We start from the raw sequence: 18749 nt of genomic DNA, 5'->3' as shown, positions 1-18749 counted from the left end.
AACATGCCTGAATTACCAGAAGTCGAAACGTCGAAAAATGGCATCGCTCCTTTCACTGAAGGTCAAAGGGTGAAGAAAATGATCATCCGCAACGGGGCATTAAGGTGGCCTGTCGATGACTCCTTGCCAGAACGAGTTACCGATCGAATAATTACTCAAGTAAGTCGTCGTGCTAAATACTTACTGCTGCATTTCTCAGGTGGCAATCTGATGATCCATTTAGGCATGTCTGGACGGTTGCGAGTAGTTAATGAACAACAACCGGCCGACAAGCATGATCATATCGATCTGGTTTTGGCAAACGGCAAGTGCTTAAGGTTTACTGATCCAAGACGCTTTGGCAGTTGGGTATGGTCACCTTCGGAGCTGGCCGAAAAATTATTAAATAAACTAGGGCCTGAGCCGCTAAGTTCAGAGTTTGACGGTGATTACTTGTATCGCCAATGCAAAAAACGTAAAGCAGGCATCAAGCAAGTCATCATGGACAATCAAGTCGTTGTAGGTGTGGGTAATATTTATGCAACCGAAGCTTTGTTTTTAGTCGGAATTCGACCAACCCGCGCGGCTAACAGGCTATCCAAAGCAAAAGCCCATGAGCTGGCCTCTTTGATTAAAGACGTGCTAGCAAAAGCGATAAAGCAAGGCGGAACGACGCTTAAAGACTTTACCCAAAGCGATGGCAAGCCAGGGTATTTTAAGCAAGAGCTCTTAGTCTACGGCAGACAAGGAGAAGAATGTTTGATCTGTGGACAAACGATAAAAAGTGTTCGACAAGGTCAAAGAGCAAGCGCGTTCTGCCCAAAGTGCCAACAATAATAACCCCTTTTCTCTTTTTAGGTCGTCAGATCAGCTGGAATGGTCTTGATTGCGCTGGACTTGGCTGCGGTGAAACTGATATATTGCCGGATTACTGAGCGAGTTCAGGCTCAAGATAGACAATAAAGACATTAACAAAAACCAGATCAACCAATATTAAAAGGTATCGCAATGCGTAGACATCGCCATGATGATGATGAGGCTAATGTTGACATGACTCCCATGCTCGACATCGTGTTTATCATGCTGATCTTCTTCATCGTTACCACCTCTTTTACCAAAGAAGACGCGCTCGACATGACTCGTCCTTCTAACAATAACACTGAGAACACAGAGTCGAAAAAAGCACCTGTCGCCATTGAAGTTAGTGATATCGGCGAAGTCGTGTTTGACGGTCGTGTTATTATGCCAAGTCAAGTAAGCGCCAACATAGAAACTCGTATGGCTGAAAATCCAGAAACCGTCGTGATTATTCAGGCACATGATCAAGCTAATACAGAAGTTGTAATGGCCGTAATCGATGGCGTTCGCGATGGTGGATTTAAAACACCAGTACTGGCACGACTACCAGAGAAACAGTAATATCATTGCTCAACTCACCTTGTGCCTGCTTGGTGAGTTGGATGCTTCCCCTTGCGATAAACGTCCACCATTACCGCACGTATAATCCACTCTCAGTACCTATGACAAGATCGCTGCGCACATGTCAAAAATCCTGACTCTTTTATTGCTCGCACTGCTCGTTTATTACTGGTGGCGCAGTCAACAGATCAAAGATAAAGCCTACCAAGCTGTTCTCACCCGCTGTTACCAACTTGATGTAGAACTGTTAGACAGCAACATTGCTTTAGTAAAGCAGGGCCTCATCAAAGATAAGAACAACCGCTGGCACTGGCAACGCGATTATCAATTTGAATTCACTTCAACTCGCGAGCATCGGTATCAGGGTCGAGTGTCTATGGTTGGCTTTCATGTCGTCGACCTTCATTTAGAGCCCTTCCATATTAACTAGCATCAAGATTTATCTCGACGCTTGAACCTTGCGCATTTACAGTGCGTTGCAAAGCCTCATACGTGGCTTGGTGAGCTCGCTGAAAAATGTCGCTACCTAAATGCATTTTGCTAGGACCGCTTCGTGGTAAGCCAAATATCGACAAAGCACTCAAGTTGTCTTGCTCCGGCACCCGCAAGGCAGCACTGTTGCTAGAGCGCCAAGGCGAGCGCGACGCGATATGATGATAGAAAATTCGCTCACCGGCTCGAGTTCCCGCTAGCCCAGGTCGATCGCTAATGCCACCATCCCAACAGGGGCGGCCATTAATTTTGATCGGTTGAAACAACAGTGGAACGGCGCAAGAGGCATAGATTGCGGTTACTAAGTCGCCTTCTCGAATAACCCGCGTCGAACGACTGTAAGCATCCCATACCGATAGGTGACAAGGGATTTGAGTTTCTTCGATTCGACGTGCAGCCAATAACCCGCCTAGAATTCCTCTAAACTTTCGTCCCTTCAGAAGTCCTAAGCCAACACCGGGATCCCAAAAATCTTGCTTTTGCAGAGCTTTTAGCGCTCGCATCATCTCATCGACAGGCGTACCTGAGGCATAAACTCCAGCAATCAATGCACCAGCACTTGACCCAGAAACCGCATGAGGAGGTAACTTGTGATCGATCAATGCTTGCAACATCCCAGCATGAGCGAAAAATCCAAAAAAACCGGACGACATGGTCAGGGTAAAAGGTTGCTGCTGCAACCACTGTTGGAGAGTCATGAAGCACCACACTCAAATCAAAACAATTCGATGTCACTGCCTCGAGCTGGTTGAGTAACGCGAGACGTACTGCGTAATTGTAAATCAAGCTCGCTGGAGCTCACACCAAATCCATCAAGTTTTTCTAAGATGACGTTGCTCAGCTTAATCAAATCGTCCGCTGACATAGTCGAAAAACGAGAGTTTTCTAGGGCTTCTTCATTAAATGTGACTAACTCTTCGATTGCTTGCACCATTTTCAATGTCGCCTTTCGCTCTGCTTCAGAAGAAAGCTTCATGCTATCTGCGGTACTAGAAACCTCGGCTAAGGCTTGTGCAATTTGCTGCAAGTAACTGTAGGTAAGATCAGTTTGTTCGACGGCACTTTCGGAAACCGCAGTGCCCTCCTGCATACTTTGATAAGCCGTATGGGTAAGTGATTGAATTTGCTCAACTCGAGAGCTTACCTCTAAGGTCGAGTCATGGGTTCGCAAAGCTAGTTTTCGAACTTCGTCAGCTACCACAGCAAACCCTCGTCCAGATTCACCGGCACGAGCAGCTTCAATGGCCGCATTTAAAGCCAGTAGATTGGTTTGATCGGCAATGGAGCTAATGGTTTGGATTATCCCGTCAATTTGCTCACTGGCCTCTTTTAACTGGGTGATCTTTTGTTCCGCATCATGCACATTGCTCACCAGCTGTTTGATACTAGAAACGGCTTTATCGATCACTTGTTGAGTTTTTTCGACCAATACTTTTTCTTTGATAATGCTGTCAAAGGCTTGCTCAATATCATGAGATACTTCGTCATTAGATTGACGTATCTTTTTTATCCCGTCGAATATTTGGCTGTTTCGACGTTGGTTTATAATCGCGCTTTGCTCAAACTGTGTTTGTGTGTCTCTCACACCTTCGGACATAGGCACTAATCGCGCTACCGAATTGCGTACCGATATAAGCAGTTGATCCGCCAGTTTTAACCGATCATTGACGCGCATAAGTAGCTTATGTACCAGCTGTGTTCTACTCGACACAGGTAACTCTGTCGCGAAATCAAACACTTTGTCGGGTCGTTTAACCACCTCATTATCGATGGCTCTAATGATTCTTAAGAACAACCAAGCAAATACGGCAATACACAAACCCAGTAAAAACGCGGTAAACACGAACCAAGTGAACAGGGTCTCTGGCTCAAGCCAATATCCGACAAGAGTCGAACCAATGAGCAATGCAGAAAATGCGGCGATGGATGCTTTCATATAGGTCCAGAAATGGATGTCCTTTAGCTATGCTTTGGCAAAGCTAACCCTAAAAGAGCTCTAAATATACAAATTAACTATAGCAGAGGAAGTCAAAAGAGAAAAAAAGGCATAAAAAAGGCGGGATTTCCCCGCCTTTACAACCAACGTGACTTAACCTTTGAAGGCATTAACCTTATACGGCATTAACCTTCAAAAGCATTGCCCGTTAGCTTTTCATACTTAGCAATCAACTGCTCTTGAGACTCTTCATTATTTGGATCAAGAGGTATGCAGTCGACTGGGCATACTTGCTGACACTGTGGCTCATCATAATGCCCTACACACTCTGTGCACTTGTCAGGATCGATTTCATAAATCTCTTCGCCCTGATAAATCGCCTCATTAGGACACTCAGGCTCACATACATCACAATTAATACATTCATCGGTAATAAATAAAGACATCGGCCTCTCTCATTTCACTACTAGGCTGCGGTCGCGTATTGTAACGACTTAGCGACGCAATGCAATAGCATTGATGATTTTTTAACCTTCTATTAATTCGAACTATTCCCAGCAAACTTATCACGCAGGCATGCTCCAACATACGGATGGACAAAGTCAGAAATCTCTCCACCATACTTAGCGACTTCTCGCACCAAGGTCGATGAAATAAAGGTGTTGGTTTCATCTGGCGTTAAAAAAACACTTTCTAAATTAGGAGCTAAGCGGCGATTCATGCTTGCAAGCTGAAACTCATACTCAAAGTCAGAGACGGCTCGAATCCCCCTTAGCAACGCATTAGCTTTATGTTTCAGTGCAAAATCGACCAACAAGCCAGAAAAGCCGACGACTTTGACATTGGCAATATGCGCGGTTGCTTGCAAGACCATTTCTTCGCGCTCTTCAATACTGAATAAAGGGCCTTTACCGGGGTTTTCAGCGACCGCGACGATAACTTCATCAAACAATCGAGCGGCTCGCATCACTAAGTCTGTGTGCCCATTAGTGATTGGATCAAAAGTCCCAGGGTATAATATGATTCTTGACATAGAGCTTTTTATAGCCTCACGTAATAAAAATCTGAGTATGACTCAACCATTGACTTGGAGTGTGGGTCGAAACAAATACATTGTCAAATAAGCACCATCAACGCTGCCTAGCCCATAAAAAAAGAAAAACTTCGTTGGGCAATAAAGCACTCTTTATAAGCATTAAAACTTTGTAGAAAGCCAACATGACCGCCTTTTTCACTTAATTCTAACGTGACTGACGGCCCTAAATCTTCCGCACGAGGAATGGCCTCCGGAGACAAAAAGGGATCATCGAGGGCTTGCAACAACAACGTTGGCGTATTAATGCGAGCAATAAAAGGAAACGACGACGCTTTTGCGTAATAATCACTCGCTCCCGAAAAGCCATTCATTGGCGCGGTAAAATGCTCATCGAATTGCCAAAAGTTGCGGATACTAGATAAGTCATTCAGCAACGCATTAGGAAGAGCGCTCTCGCCTAATTGATGCTTTTTCGATACTTTAAATTTTAATGAATCGATCAGATGTTTTTGATAAAAGCGGCTAAAACCCCGATCAATCGAGTCTGCACAAATATCAAGCTTAAATGGAACAGACACCGCCATCGCTCTTCTAATGCTGTTTTGTACCTTATTTTCCCCCAACCACTTGAGCAAGACATTGCCCCCTAAAGAAAAACCAATCGCATACAAATTTTCAATCGAATGAGCGCTCAATGCGGACAACACGTCGGCTAGATCGTCAGAAGATCCTGAGTGATAACTTCTTGGTAAACGGTTCAAGCTGCGGCCACACCCTCTGAAATGAGCCACCACAACTTGCCAGCCATGACCTAGATAGGCATTCAGAAGCCGTTGCACATAGTGCGATCGATAGCTTCCCTCTAAACCATGCAATATCAGAAGTGTTCTCTTTGATCGTTCACCAAACCAAGCTAGTTCAACAAAGTCACCATCCGTCAACGTGACTGATTGCCAGGTCTGAGGATGATACTTCACCGTTACTGCCAGCGGCCCATACAGAGTTTGAATGTGCCGATTAGCAATAATGGAAGGCGGAGAAAAAGATGACTGAACGACTTGAGTCATACAACAGAGCGATCTATCCAACTAGATGATAAGGTCGACTCAGCTCATGCACCGCATCGACAAATGCTTTTGCATGATCGGGTTCAACCGTTTGGTGGATACCATGACCCAGATTAAAGATGTGGCCGCTTCCGGCTCCATAACTCTTTAGAATCGTGGCGACTTCCGCTTTAATTCGCTCTGGCGTGGCATACAATACCGAAGGATCCATATTGCCTTGCAGTGCCACTTTTCCAGCGACTCGTTGCCGAGCATCGGCTAAATCAGTTGTCCAGTCAACGCCCAAGGCATCACAACCTGTTGCAGCCATGTCAGCCAACCAGTCGCCACCATTTTTGGTAAATAGTGTCACTGGAATTCGCTGTTCTTCATAGGTGCGATGAATACCGGCTACAATTTTCTGCATGTAATTTAATGAAAATTCTCGGTAGTCACGAGGCGTAAGCACCCCACCCCAAGTATCGAACACCATGACGGCCTGTGCACCCGCTTCGATTTGCGCATTAAGATACTGAATAACCGAGTCAGCCAGCACATCGAGCATTTGATGCAACAAATGCGGCTGTTGATACATCATGGCTTTGATAATTGAAAAATTCTTGGTAGGACCGCCTTCAACCATGTAAGTGGCAAGTGTCCATGGACTGCCCGAAAAGCCGATTAATGGCACACTTCCGTCTAAGGCCTTACGGATCGTACTGACCGCATCGGTGACGTATTTCAACTTATCTTCAGGTTGTGGCACAAATAATTTTCGCACATCGTCTTCGGTTCGCACCGGTTTGTGGAACGCAGGACCTTCACCCGCAACAAAATGCAAGCCTAACCCCATCGCATCGGGAATGGTTAAAATGTCTGAGAAAAGAATGGCCGCGTCTAGGTCAAACCGACGTAGTGGCTGTAGGGTAACTTCACAAGCTAATTCTGGATTCGTTGCCAACGCCATAAAATTTCCAGCTTGAGCACGCAATTCTCGATACTCAGGCAAATAACGTCCAGCTTGTCGCATCATCCACACAGGCGTGCAATCAACGGGCTGCTGCAAAGCAGCGCGAATATAACGATCATTTTTTAATGCTGTCACAGCATGCTCCAAGGTAAAAATTTTCTATAGTTTAACTGATCTGAAGGGATGCTAAAAAATTAATTGCTTAAACTTGATTGTAAGCGAATCTCACGTTGAACTTGCGACACCGCTTTTATCCAAGGACTGGTTTTTCGCAGTCGTTCAGGCAATCTTTTAATCGCTTGCTCCGCCATCGGCTGAGCGGAAAAAGGGCCTAGAATAATAACGTGCCAATTCTTGCCATTTCGCACAGTTCGATAAAAGTGCAACTCTCCAGCAGATTGATTGCTTTCTAAAAACTCAACCACATGCGGAAGTTTCTCGAAGCCAGCCAACTGTACAAACCAAAGTCCTTTATCAAGAGAGAGCAAGTATTGTTCTTCGCCATTAAACTGAGCAATGGACGTCGGCTCTTGACTAGAATTCCGAGCGGGCGTTTTTGTTTCTGCCGCCGAGACCTTTTCAGAATTAGACGGATCACTCTTAGTCGGCTGATTGTTTGACTCAGAATTGAGTGGCTCTTGTTGGTGCTTAACTTGCTTTTCCGAGCCACTCTTCACATCCGCTAACGTCTCGGAGCTTGAATTCTGTGAGCCAGAGCTTACCTCACCATGACCGCTCGTTTCAGGACTCAAAGCATCATTTTCTTTTGAGACTGATGTGTCCTTCGAAACTAATGGGTCCTTCGAAACTGATGGGTCCTTCGAGACTGGGGTATTTTCAGAAACTGGCGTTTTGGGTTCTTGGCCGAGTTGATCAGTGGTGTCTTTCGAATTCCCGAGAGGCGTCACTGCTGAGTCTGATTTGGGAACGCTATCCTCTTCAACTATTTTTCTACTCGAATCTTGCACCGTCGTTTTGTCACTTGCTTGTTCCGTGTTTTTTCCGACATCCGTTGACGAGGAGTCACTTGTTGGCTTTACTTGCGACTGACTTTTCTCAGCGCTCAGCGGCTGTTGATTATCCGTCACAAGCGTTTTATCAGTCACCTGAACACGCTCGTCTTTTTTAACTTCTGATTGATTGCCTGATTTAGAAGATGCTTCTGGTTCAGCGTCCTTTGTCACTAATTCGCTACCACCTGTCGGTGAAGCTTTTTTCTCCGAGCTTGATCCAATCTTATTACTTTTGGTTTCGACTTTTTGCGCTGTACCTGGCCCCGTAATCGACTGGTTAATATCGTCTTGAAAATATAAAACCAGAGAAATTAATAGCACGAACACTATCGCTGCAAAGGTCGTAAGAATCACTTTAAAAGGCCATTTCGATGATGGCTCAGACGAGCGATCTAATGAGAATTTTTGCGCTTCAGCAATAATCTTTGCAGGATTCCCCACCCGCTGTAACTCGCTACTCAGGCTCGATGTTCCGATGGAAGAATCTATTGATGCTAACTGCTGCCACAACATCACGGACTCTTCTGGCGTTAACGCTAAAACATCAACCTCAAGAGAGTTACTAGTTTCACTCTCAAACCATTGATGAATTCGACTCTTTCCTTGATAAGACAAAACACAGTGTACGTGTTCGTTTCTTACTTTTTCGCTTAACTTTTCTAGATGCTCAAAGGTCAAATCATCCGCATTATCGAGCGCAAGCAAAACATCCTGGGTTGGCGATACTTGTGCTAAACCAAACTGAAAACTGGTACTACCCGCAGTACTGCTTATGTTTAGTTGTTCTAAAATTTGACCAAACCAATTCGAATCTCGACAATCCACCAAAATGGTTTGAATGGATTTGGGAAGTGACTCTGACAATAATTGGAGTAAAGTCGTCTTACCGGCACCTGCATCTCCAACAAGCCCAACTAACCGGTCCGAGTAAATTGCAAAATGCTCGAGTTTTTCAACGGTCTGTAACTGGCTATCAAGCGAAATGCGTTGGCTAGCGCTAATGAGTTGTTGAAAAATATTCTTTGAGCCAGTCATATCAATCAAAGCAGCTTGTTATTGCTTGCGTTATTTGGTCGCGATCAAACTGCTCGGTAATGATAACCGTCCCCAAACCATTAGGTACGATCAATCGAATTTTGTCTGAGATATTTTTTTTGTCATGCCGCATGGTTTCGAATAATTCATCCGCGTTGGTCGATGAAGGAACCTTAGTGGGTAAGTTGAAAGCTAAAAATAAAGTCTCAAGGCGTTCCACATAAGATTGCTCGATAAGTCCATGGCAACAAGCTAATTGAAACGCCATCATGGTTCCGATAGCGACCGCTTCGCCATGCAACCAATGTCGATAATTTCCAGCCTTTTCTATCGCATGGCCAAAAGTATGACCTAAATTTAATATAGCCCTAACGCCTTGTTCACGCTCGTCCGCGTTGACTACCTCGGCTTTAATCTGGCAACAACGTTCAATTATTGAGCTTAAAGCTTTGGCATCTCTTGCCAGCAGTGCAGTACTTTGCTGTTCAATAAATTCAAACAACGTAAAGTCAGTGATTAACCCATACTTAATGACCTCTGCCATACCAGCTGAAAATTCTCGAGCTGGTAATGATGAGAGGCAAGTTAAGTCAGCGATAACGGCTTGCGGCTGATAAAAAGCTCCGATCATATTCTTTGCGAGCGGATGATTGACCGCGGTTTTACCACCAACCGATGAGTCTACCATTGCCAACAAGGTGGTTGGCACTTGAACAAAAGGGATTCCGCGTTGATAACAAGCAGCACTAAAACCCGCTAAATCACCAACAACACCACCACCCAAAGCCACGATAGTTGCATTTCGTCGAAATCCTTTCAGCAACATTTGCTGCATTATTTTTTCGAATGTTTCTAAAGACTTAAAGACTTCGCCATCGGACATTTCAAATACCTCGACTTGAAATGAGGATAGAGCGTCTTTTAGCGGTTGGAGATACAGTTCTTTTACGGTTGGGTTGGTTACAATAAGAACTTGATCAGAGGCAATATAATCTGAAATCAATGAGCCAGAGGAGAGCAAGTTTTCACCGATAAAAATTGGGTATTGATGGTTATCTACCGAAACTGAAACTTGCTTCATAGGCTTTAAATTTGTGTTGATTGTACGAGCTCTGCAATATTATTCGCTACCGCTTTGACCGTGTTCTCGTTAGTTGCTACAACATAGTCTGAAATTTCTCGGTAGAGTGGATCGCGCTCTTCCATCAGATCGACTAGCGTCGATTCAGGATCATCATTTTGCAACAACGGACGGCGCTTATCTCGACGAGTTCGCTCGACTTGCTGATCGATAGAGGCTTCTAAATATACGACAACGCCTCGTCCAGCCAGATGGATTCGATTTTCCTTACGGATCACCGCACCACCGCCTGTCGCAAGCACAATGCCTTGCATAGAGGTCAGTTCTTCGATTATTTTCTGCTCACGCTCACGAAAGCCCTCTTCTCCTTCGATATCAAAGATCCAATCGATCGGTGCTCCAGTGCGTTTTTCTAATTCCTGATCGGTATCAATAAACTCGAGTTTCAGGATATCTGCGAGCTGTTTACCAATCGTAGTTTTGCCAGCTCCCATTGGGCCGACTAAGAATACGTTACGTTTATTCTTCATATATGACTACAACACTTTCCTATCTTATTGATATAAAAGATTTTTCACCTCTCAAAAATACAAGAACCCGCTCAAAGCGGGCTCTTGCTCCGATTTTGAGGGCTTATCTTACCCCTTCTTTGATAATTTTTGGAGTCACAAATATCAATAATTCCGATTTGGCTTCCGATTCGACAGTTCGTCGGAACAAAATACCTAATCCAGGAATGTCACCGAGCAATGGAACTTTGCTAACATCTTTATTGTTACGCTGCTGATAAATGCCCCCAAGAACGACCGTTTCGCCATTATCAACCAGTACCTGAGTACCGACTTCTCGGGTGTTAATAGCAGGTCCGCTTAAGGTTTCTTCACCACGGGTATCTTGGTTAACCAGCAGATCAAGGATGATGCGGTCATCAGGCGTTATCTGTGGGGTAACACGTAAACTTAAAACCGCCTTTTTGAATTGGATTTTGGTCGCGCCACTCGCACCACCAGCCGACTCTTGATAAGGAATCTCTTCACCCGCCTCGATATAAGCTTCTTTCTGGTTCGCAGTCACCACCTTTGGAGAAGCGATGACTTCACTTTTATTCTCGCTTTCTAAAGCCGATAGTTCAGCATCAAGAATAATACCGTCACTTAATCGCGCAAAGGTCAACCCGATGGTTCCAGCAGGTTCACTCACCGGAAGATTCACGTTATAAGACTCATTTAGCGGTAAAGTATCTTCTGAACTCAAACCTGCAAAGAAGTTACTCGCGTTATTGGTTCCTGATATTGTGGTTGAGTCACCAGTGGACGGGTTCAATAAATTATCAGAAGAATCGGTCACACCAAAGCGAACACCAATTTCACTTCCAACACCGTCTTCAGCAACAACGATTCGCGACTCAATCATTACCTGTCGAACTGGAATATCGAGCGTTCTAATGAGTTGCCTAATTTCATCCAGTTTTTTGGCTGTATCACGTAACATAAGCGTATTAGTACGATCATCAACCGTTACGCTACCACGATCCGACAAAAAGGACGTTTTATCGCCTTGAATAATTTCAGATAGAACCTTTGCTTTCGCATAGTTCACCTGCACGAACTCAGAACGAAGCGGCGCTAACTGCTCAACCTGCTGCTCTGATTGAAGCTCTAATGCCTCACGCGCAGCAATCTCATCAGCAGGAGCAATCAATAACACATTGCCGTTCTGACGTTTATCTAAACCTTTCGTTTTTAAAATAATATCAAGCGCTTGATCCCAAGGAACATTTTGCAATTGCAAAGTAATCGACCCAGAAACCGTATCGCTGGTTACCATGTTGACGTTTGCGATATCGGCAATTAATTGAAGAACCGCGCGAATGGTGATGTCTTGGAAGGTTAAAGACATACGCTCACCCGTGTATTGAGGCTCTTGTAAACGACGACGCTCAACTTCCTCTGGAGTGAGAGGCTTTAACTCAATGGTGTATTCCGTGTCAGCCTGATAGGCTAGGAACTCAAACTCATTGATTGTTTTAATCGTTAATCGGGTATTCGCACCAACTTGCTTTGTCTCAACAATTTTAGCGGGCGTTGCGAAATCCATAACGTCTAACTTACGAATCAATTCATTTGCGATATCAGCGTCAACAAAGTCTGCGACTACATCGCGGCCTTCTTGACGTAAATCAATTCCGATATTTGGGTTAGCTAAGGTTACAACCACGCGGCCTTCACCTTGCTCACCGCGTCGAAAGTCAATGCCTGTGATGGCTTTACCTTGAGCCGCCACTGGCTTAGGTACCATGGCACTGGTGCCGGACATATTTCCAGTGGTTGTCGCCGCAGTCGTAGTGCTTGCAGCGGCACTTCCGTCGCCACCAATAGTGACGATAAAGTCGTTTCCATCAACCGCTGTTGTATACTTGACCGACTCAACTAGACTGATAACCACACGAGTACGGCCTTGAGCTTCAACCGCAGAAATGCTGCGAGTTGCGCCAATCGCTACAGGAATGGTCTTGTCGTCTAATGAAACGGTGGTATTCGCGAAGTCTAGTGCGATACGCGCAGGATTTTCGGTAGTAAATACCCGAGGTACTTCTGGCGTAGCTGACATACTTAGTCGCAAAGCAACCCGATCGCCCGGAAGCACATTAAAATTAATCGCATTCAGCTCATTCGCTTTTGCAACCACAGAAAGCGCCGTCACACTGAATAAAACAGCAGCTTTTAAAAACTTTGTAATCATTGTCAGATTCCCCGACTTACTCAATAACATGTCTATTTTCTCCTACTGCCGCTTACTCATTCAGAGCCATATTGACTACGCGCTTTTCCCAGCAGCCTTGACCATCCGGAACCAATGTTTCGATGACGATACGAAACTCGTCGATATCGGTTATTTTGCCATGATTCACACCCAAGTAATTTCCGATAGCAACTTTAAAAACTTTGCCTTGAGATGGACCAGATGACATTTTTATCAAACCCCATTTCACATCTGATTTGGCCATGGCACCAACCATTTCCATTGAGTCTAGAGAGAAACGTTCTAAGTCTTCACGGGTTCTATTGGGATCTGGCTGAACGCTAGCATCACAACCTTCAGCGATGACTTGTAGCTCGCTTTCAACTTCGGGCTCAAGCTCCGCAAACGGACTACGGAAATCGGAGGCGGAATACTCAAACTTTGGAGTTTGCTTTACTTCAGGCGCAGGCGTAATTGAACCTGCGGGCTTGGCTTTTACCGACTCCACCCACTCATTCAGGTCGTCCGTATTTGACGTACATCCTGCTAGAAGTAGAGAGCCAACACTGATAATCGTCAGGAGTTTTCTCATAGTTGATCCTCCCCGACTTCAGCGTATCGGTAGGTTTTCGCCGTTACTGTCATGACTAACATTTTCTCGCCCTCCGAACCGAACACTTCTCGATCCGTGGTTCTGATCGTGAAGTCGTGTAACGTTACGATTCGAGGCATATTTGATACGCGGCTAACAAAGTCAGCAATTTGATGGTAACCACCAGAAACATTGATTTCTAGAGGCTCTTCAAAGTAGATTTCACGACTCACTTCGCCTTTCAAAGAAATATTTTCTAATTCGAGTCCAGCACCAGTGACTGCATAGGAAATCTCATCGACTAATCCAGGGACCTCACTGCGCTGTGGAAGCTGTTTCAAAAGCCCTTCAAAAGCCTTTTTAATAGAAGCCATCTGGTTTTTGTAATCTTCGAGATGAACCGCTTTACGTTGCTTCTTTTCAAAATCTTGTTTCAGTCTGAACTCTTTGCCTCTTTCCGCTTCCAAGGCATCGAGGTCGTCACTGATGAAAAACTGATACCCAAGAAGCAACACTAGGCCAAACACCAAAATACCAGTAATGACTTTTACCGGCGTGGGCCAAACCCCCATGTTGTTAATGTCGAGATCACTAACATCGAAATCTTTCATACTACTCATGTTAAGAATCTCCCTTGTCTTCGGTCACTTCACCTTCTTTCTTGGTGACTTCTTCTATTGTCAAAGAGAACTCTTTACGACCTGCTCCATAATCTTTGTCGGAGTCGATGTCTTTCAAAGTGCCATTTTGCAACCATGGAGACTCTTCGATTTTTCGCATGAATGCTGTAACACGTTGAGCAGACTCAGCTGAACCAATGACAATTAACTTGGCTTGTTTGCGTTCAATTGACTTTAGGTTTAACCCTTCCGGAATCGCTCGAACAAGCTCGTCAAAGATTCGAACCACTTTTGGTCGACTTTGCTGCAAGGTGGTGATCATGTTCATTCGCTCGATTAAGCGCTGACGCTCTTCTTCAAGCTTTTCAATTTCTTTGATTTGCAGATCAAGCTTGGCGATTTCTTGATTTAAAAAACGATTACGGTCTTGCTGGCCACTGATTTGTAAACCAACCGTCGATTTGTACGAGAAGACGACGACCACACCAAGCACAAGAACTAAGCCTAAGATACTCAGAAACTGACGCTGTTTCTCTTTCCTCAGCTCTTCACGCCAAGGTAGTAAGTTAATTCTTGCCATCAGTCAAAACTCCTCAATGCTAGTCCGCAGCAAATCATCAAGGACGGCGCGTCGACACTCAAAGCCTGTGCATTCACTCGATTAGCAATCGACATATCTGCGAATGGATTCGCGATTGAAGCAGAAACACCCAAGCGTTCCTCTAGCATTTCTTCTAAACCATCGATGACCGCGCATCCACCTGCCAAAACGACATGGTCGACTTCGCTGTACTGACTCGAACCGTAGAAAAACTGTAAAGAACGACTTACTTGTTGAATAACGGCTTCTTTAAAGGGCTCTAGTACTTCCGGCTCATAATCATCTGGAAGCCCACCTTGTTTCTTCGCCATTCCCGCTTCTTCATATGACAGCCCATAACGACGTTGAATCTCTTCCGTTAACTGCGCGCCGCCGAAAACCTGCTCGCGGGTATAAATGGTTTTAAAATCTTCTAGAACGCTCAAGCTGGTCATGGTGGCACCAACATCAACAATGGCAATGATTTTTCCTTCGCCTTGGTCAGGGAGCTGATTTTCGAGCAACTTGAATGCTCGCTCCATGGCGTAAGCTTCGACATCAACCACTTTCGCTTCGAGTCCACCCAGTTCGACCGCATCGGCTCGGCTGTAGACATTCTCTGACCGTGACGCAGCGAGTAACACATCGACTTTGTCCGGCGCCTTCTCAGACTCACCAATGACTTCGAAGTCGAGTGCAACCTCTTCTAACGGATAGGGAATGTACTGGTCAGCTTCAACCTGTATCTGATTCTCCATATCGTCATCAGACAAGTTTTTGTCCAGTTGAATGGTTTTGGTAATCACGGCAGAGCCCGCTACTGCGACGGCTGCGTTCTTGATTCCGGCTTTTGAGCGACTCATTACTCGCTTAATCGCTTCGCCGACGGCTTCGGGATCGCGAATATCGCGTTCGGAGACCGCTTCTTGTGGTAAAGGTTCTACAGCATACGCCTCGACTCGATAGCGAGATCCGACGCGCCCCAATTCTAATAGCTTCACGGAGGTTGAACTGATATCCAACCCAACCACTGAAGGCCGTTTTGTCCCAAATAGCTGAGCCAGCATAAGCGTAAAATTCCTATAACTTTATATATTTACACCATTTACATGTGTATTCACATTAAATAATAGCGCTAACTTCCCGATATTTCACCTATTTTTCAAAAAAAATATCCATAAGCAACTAATCAACGATATACTGTGTCAAAATTAATAAGTGACCACTAAATATATAGTTTCTACCCTATGAAATATCTACTGAGTGCTATCAATAAAGGCGTATATTTTGTGATCCTCTTCGCGATCGCCGGATTTATGGGATTTTGCGGCCTTTATTTGTATCTAGGCCCACACCTACCTAATGTCGACTCCATAAGAGACATACGTCTACAGACACCCATGACGGTTTACAGCCAAGAAGGTGAACTCATTGCTGAGTTTGGGGATAAGCGTCGAATACCGGTAACGTTAGGAGAGGTACCACAAACATTTATACACGCGCTTATTGCAACAGAAGATAAACGATTTTACGAGCACTCAGGCGTAGATTTCTTAGGGGTAATGCGTGCTTTTGTGAACAATATCACAACCGGTACCCGTAGTCAGGGCGCAAGTACCATCACTCAACTCGTTGCACGAAATGTTTACCTCAATAGAAAGAAGACGTTCACGCGAAAATTTCGAGAGATGTTTTTGGCTTGGAAAATAGAGTCAGAAATATCAAAGAATGAAATTTTAGAGCTCTTTATTAATAAGGCTCACTTCAGTCATCGTGCCTATGGCTTAGGTGCAGCGGCTCAGGTGTATTACGGAAAAGAATTGGGTGAGTTAGAGCTTCATGAAGCAGCGGTACTCGCAGGTATTCCGAAAGGGGAGTCGATTTACAACCCCATTTCAAATCCCGATCGTGCGCTCGAGCGTCGAAATCATGTGTTAGGGCGAATGCTCGCCGAGGGTTATATCAACCAAGAGCAATACCAATCGGCCATCGAGCAGCCTGTCGACACGCGTAAACACGGAGCCGATGTCTCTTTCTCTGCGCCTTATCTTGCCGAAATGGTTCGTCGCGACATGATTGAGCGTTTTGGTCGTGAAGCTGCATACAATAATGGATTGCGAGTATTCACCACCGTGAACAATAAACTGCAGGTAGCCGCACAAGCAGCATTAAGACAAAGTTTACTTGAATACGATGAGCGCCACGGCTATCGCGGACCTGAGCAAACCATTGAAGCGATTGAAACCCTGTCGAATGACGACTTACAGTCTTATCTAGAAAGCTTGCCAGCGGTGGCATTGCTTCACCCAGCTATTGTAACCAGTGTTCAAGACCAAAGCTTCAGCGCGCTGACTCTCGATAAACAAACGGTCGAACTGACCTGGGAAGACATAAAATGGGCTTCGCCTTTTATTTCTTCAGATGCGCGCGGACCTGCCCCTAAAACCGCCGCCGACATTGTCAAAAAAGGTGACGTAATACGACTACTGGCAAAACCCGATGGGGCCTTTAAACTGAGCCAAATTCCTGAAGTCGCCGGTGGCTTTATCGCCCTCAAGCCACAAACGGGGGCCATTGAAGCGTTAGTGGGTGGCTACGACTTCTCTCTCAACCAATTCAATATGGTGACTCAAGCTCGAAGACAGCCTGGCTCCAACATTAAACCCTTTATTTATTCAGCAGCCCTAGAGAAAGGCTACACCGCAGCGAGCGTATTAAACGATGCGCCTTTCGTGAAAGAGGATAAAACAGCAGAAGACTTTTGGCGTCCGAAAAACGACAGTGGTCGCTATAAAGGCCCTACCCGCCTTCGCGACGCGTTACGCTTCTCGAACAACTCCATTTCTGTGCGATTAATGAACGCGATCAATCCGGCCTATGCTGAAAAATACCTCCTAAACTTCGGTTTTCCCGATGAATATATGGATCCCTACACGTCATTGGCGTTAGGCAGTGCCAGCTTTACGCCATTAGAGGTCGTTCGTGGTTATGCGGTGTTTGCAAACACTGGCTATCAAGTGGAGCCTTATTTCATTGAACGCATCGAGAGTGCCAATGAAGAAATCATCTTTCAAGCTGAGCCAGTCCAAGTCTGTCGTCCTTGCGAAGAGCAGTTAGCGAAACAAGCAGAAATGACCGCCGTCGCAGAACTTACTTCCGATACCGAACCAAGCTTAACAGCAGGCGCGACAGAGCCTTCGAATCAGCCAACTGACTGGACAGTAGACTATTCGACAGATGAACCATTGCAACCATTGCCAGCGTTACCTATCGATGAAAATAAAATCGCAAAGCGAGTGGTCGATGAACGAAATGTCTTTATCGTGAACTCTATGATGCAAGACGTTATTCATCGAGGCACTGCTTGGCGGCAACTTCATAATTCGCAGAGTCCGCTATTAAAACGCCAAGATATTGGTGGGAAAACAGGTACCACGAATGATGCGAAAGATGCTTGGTTTTCTGGGTTCAACGGTGATTACGCAGCCACCGCATGGGTCGGCTTTGCAGACTACTCATTAACTCTTGGAAATCGTGAGTACGGCGGTAAAGCAGCCTTACCGATTTGGCAAAAATTTATGGAATTAGCGCTGGCTGACAAACCACACAATGCCATGGCACAACCACAAGGTATTGTGACCGCTCGTATCAATCAAGAAACTGGAAAGCTCGCAAATAGCCAAACTGAAAAGACGATTTTTGAAATATTCCGCTCAGAGTATCTGCCGGAGAAAGAACCTGAGACAACCTTGCCGGGACAAGACGATCCATTTGGCGAAGTTTTTTAACGGCGACTAGCGCTCATTGGAGACCTAACAAAACGTCTAATCGAAGACCTTACCAAAAGCTAACAAAAAAGGCGCCTCAAAGGCGCCTTTTTCATAAATCCGAACAAGCTTATTTTTTGCCGCCACGAGCACCAAAACGCTTACGGAAACGATCAACACGACCGCCAGTATCAACAATTTTCTGCTTACCGGTAAAGAATGGGTGACAGGCAGAGCATACGTCTAGCGAAATGTCTTTACACAAAGTTGAACCCACTTTAATTTCATTACCGCAGCTGCAGCTTGCTGTAATTTCTTCGTATTTAGGATGAATACCTTCTTTCATAATATGTCTCTCTTTCTACGTGGATCGCTATCTTTACCCCTGTGGCAAAAACACCATCCACCCAATTAGGGGACGCGGATCATACTCTTAGCATG

The 18749-nt window shown here is 45.1% G+C and carries 19 protein-coding genes; 4 read left to right on the top strand and 15 right to left on the bottom strand.

Features of this window, described 5'->3' with window-relative positions:
• Nucleotides 1–3: 3 nt before the first annotated feature.
• The 3 genes from mutM (at nt 4) to Q9312_RS14690 (ending at nt 1828) form a co-directional block, all read left to right on the top strand.
• On the top strand, nt 4–816 hold the full coding sequence (mutM, locus tag Q9312_RS14700) for a bifunctional DNA-formamidopyrimidine glycosylase/DNA-(apurinic or apyrimidinic site) lyase (RefSeq protein ID WP_309201613.1): 813 nt from the start codon (nt 4–6) through the stop codon (nt 814–816).
• 171 nt (nt 817–987) lie between these two features.
• On the top strand, nt 988–1398 hold the full coding sequence (locus Q9312_RS14695; RefSeq protein ID WP_309201612.1) for an ExbD/TolR family protein: 411 nt from the start codon (nt 988–990) through the stop codon (nt 1396–1398).
• Nucleotides 1399–1519: 121 nt separating this feature from the next.
• The gene (locus Q9312_RS14690; RefSeq protein WP_309201611.1) at nt 1520–1828 is read left to right on the top strand and encodes a DUF3301 domain-containing protein; all 309 of its coding nucleotides are present in this window, start codon (nt 1520–1522) and stop codon (nt 1826–1828) included.
• On the opposite strand, the gene Q9312_RS14685 is transcribed toward Q9312_RS14690, so the two are convergent.
• The 14 genes from Q9312_RS14685 to Q9312_RS14620 all read right to left on the bottom strand — a co-directional run bounded on the left by Q9312_RS14685 (nt 1821) and on the right by Q9312_RS14620 (nt 15608).
• Entirely contained in the window at nt 1821–2588 is a 768-nt protein-coding gene (locus Q9312_RS14685; protein WP_309201610.1) for a patatin-like phospholipase family protein, read from the bottom strand. The two genes, Q9312_RS14690 and Q9312_RS14685, sit on opposite strands and share 8 nt — an antisense overlap.
• A 17-nt stretch (nt 2589–2605) precedes the next feature.
• Nucleotides 2606–3826, bottom strand: a complete 1221-nt coding sequence (locus Q9312_RS14680; protein ID WP_309201609.1) for a methyl-accepting chemotaxis protein — start codon at nt 3824–3826, stop codon at nt 2606–2608.
• 185 nt (nt 3827–4011) lie between these two features.
• On the bottom strand, nt 4012–4272 hold the full coding sequence (locus Q9312_RS14675) for a YfhL family 4Fe-4S dicluster ferredoxin (RefSeq protein ID WP_309201608.1): 261 nt from the start codon (nt 4270–4272) through the stop codon (nt 4012–4014).
• Between the two features lie 92 nt (nt 4273–4364).
• Entirely contained in the window at nt 4365–4859 is a 495-nt protein-coding gene (coaD, locus tag Q9312_RS14670; RefSeq protein WP_309201607.1) for a pantetheine-phosphate adenylyltransferase, read from the bottom strand.
• Nucleotides 4860–4966: 107 nt separating this feature from the next.
• Nucleotides 4967–5929, bottom strand: coding sequence for a hydrolase (locus Q9312_RS14665; protein WP_309201606.1), 963 nt, complete (start codon nt 5927–5929; stop codon nt 4967–4969).
• Nucleotides 5930–5942: 13 nt separating this feature from the next.
• Nucleotides 5943–7013: a uroporphyrinogen decarboxylase gene (gene hemE / locus Q9312_RS14660; RefSeq protein WP_309201605.1), complete on the bottom strand. Its 1071-nt coding sequence runs from the start codon at nt 7011–7013 to the stop codon at nt 5943–5945.
• A gap of 59 nt (nt 7014–7072) precedes the next feature.
• Nucleotides 7073–8926 (bottom strand): AAA family ATPase, encoded by a 1854-nt coding sequence (locus Q9312_RS14655; protein WP_309201604.1) that lies wholly within the window; start codon nt 8924–8926, stop codon nt 7073–7075.
• A gap of 1 nt (nt 8927) precedes the next feature.
• The gene (gene aroB, locus Q9312_RS14650) at nt 8928–10007 is read right to left on the bottom strand and encodes a 3-dehydroquinate synthase (RefSeq protein ID WP_309201603.1); all 1080 of its coding nucleotides are present in this window, start codon (nt 10005–10007) and stop codon (nt 8928–8930) included.
• Nucleotides 10008–10012: 5 nt separating this feature from the next.
• Nucleotides 10013–10537 (bottom strand): shikimate kinase AroK, encoded by a 525-nt coding sequence (gene aroK, locus Q9312_RS14645; protein ID WP_309201602.1) that lies wholly within the window; start codon nt 10535–10537, stop codon nt 10013–10015.
• Nucleotides 10538–10640: 103 nt separating this feature from the next.
• Nucleotides 10641–12749 (bottom strand): type IV pilus secretin PilQ, encoded by a 2109-nt coding sequence (locus tag Q9312_RS14640; protein ID WP_309201601.1) that lies wholly within the window; start codon nt 12747–12749, stop codon nt 10641–10643.
• 52 nt (nt 12750–12801) lie between these two features.
• Nucleotides 12802–13341, bottom strand: a complete 540-nt coding sequence (locus Q9312_RS14635; RefSeq protein WP_309201600.1) for a pilus assembly protein PilP — start codon at nt 13339–13341, stop codon at nt 12802–12804.
• Entirely contained in the window at nt 13338–13961 is a 624-nt protein-coding gene (locus Q9312_RS14630) for a type IV pilus inner membrane component PilO (protein ID WP_309201599.1), read from the bottom strand. The genes Q9312_RS14635 and Q9312_RS14630 overlap by 4 nt, the downstream gene beginning before the upstream one ends.
• A gap of 1 nt (nt 13962) precedes the next feature.
• Nucleotides 13963–14541, bottom strand: coding sequence for a PilN domain-containing protein (locus tag Q9312_RS14625; RefSeq protein ID WP_309201598.1), 579 nt, complete (start codon nt 14539–14541; stop codon nt 13963–13965).
• The gene (locus tag Q9312_RS14620) at nt 14541–15608 is read right to left on the bottom strand and encodes a pilus assembly protein PilM (RefSeq protein WP_309201597.1); all 1068 of its coding nucleotides are present in this window, start codon (nt 15606–15608) and stop codon (nt 14541–14543) included. Before Q9312_RS14620 ends, Q9312_RS14625 begins: the two co-directional genes overlap by 1 nt.
• A gap of 180 nt (nt 15609–15788) precedes the next feature.
• On the opposite strand from Q9312_RS14620, the gene Q9312_RS14615 reads away from it, so the two are divergent.
• The gene (locus Q9312_RS14615; protein ID WP_309201596.1) at nt 15789–18329 is read left to right on the top strand and encodes a penicillin-binding protein 1A; all 2541 of its coding nucleotides are present in this window, start codon (nt 15789–15791) and stop codon (nt 18327–18329) included.
• A gap of 109 nt (nt 18330–18438) precedes the next feature.
• Here the strand turns inward: Q9312_RS14615 and rpmE are convergent, their stop codons facing one another.
• Nucleotides 18439–18654, bottom strand: coding sequence for a 50S ribosomal protein L31 (rpmE, locus tag Q9312_RS14610; RefSeq protein ID WP_309201595.1), 216 nt, complete (start codon nt 18652–18654; stop codon nt 18439–18441).
• Between the last annotated feature and the right edge of the window lie 95 nt (nt 18655–18749).

The sequence above is a fragment of the Pleionea litopenaei genome (assembly GCF_031198435.1).
In the GTDB taxonomy this organism is placed as follows: domain Bacteria; phylum Pseudomonadota; class Gammaproteobacteria; order Enterobacterales; family Kangiellaceae; genus Pleionea; species Pleionea litopenaei.
The sequence above is the reverse complement of the archived record's forward strand: the minus strand, read 5'-3'. Positions and strand labels throughout refer to the sequence as shown.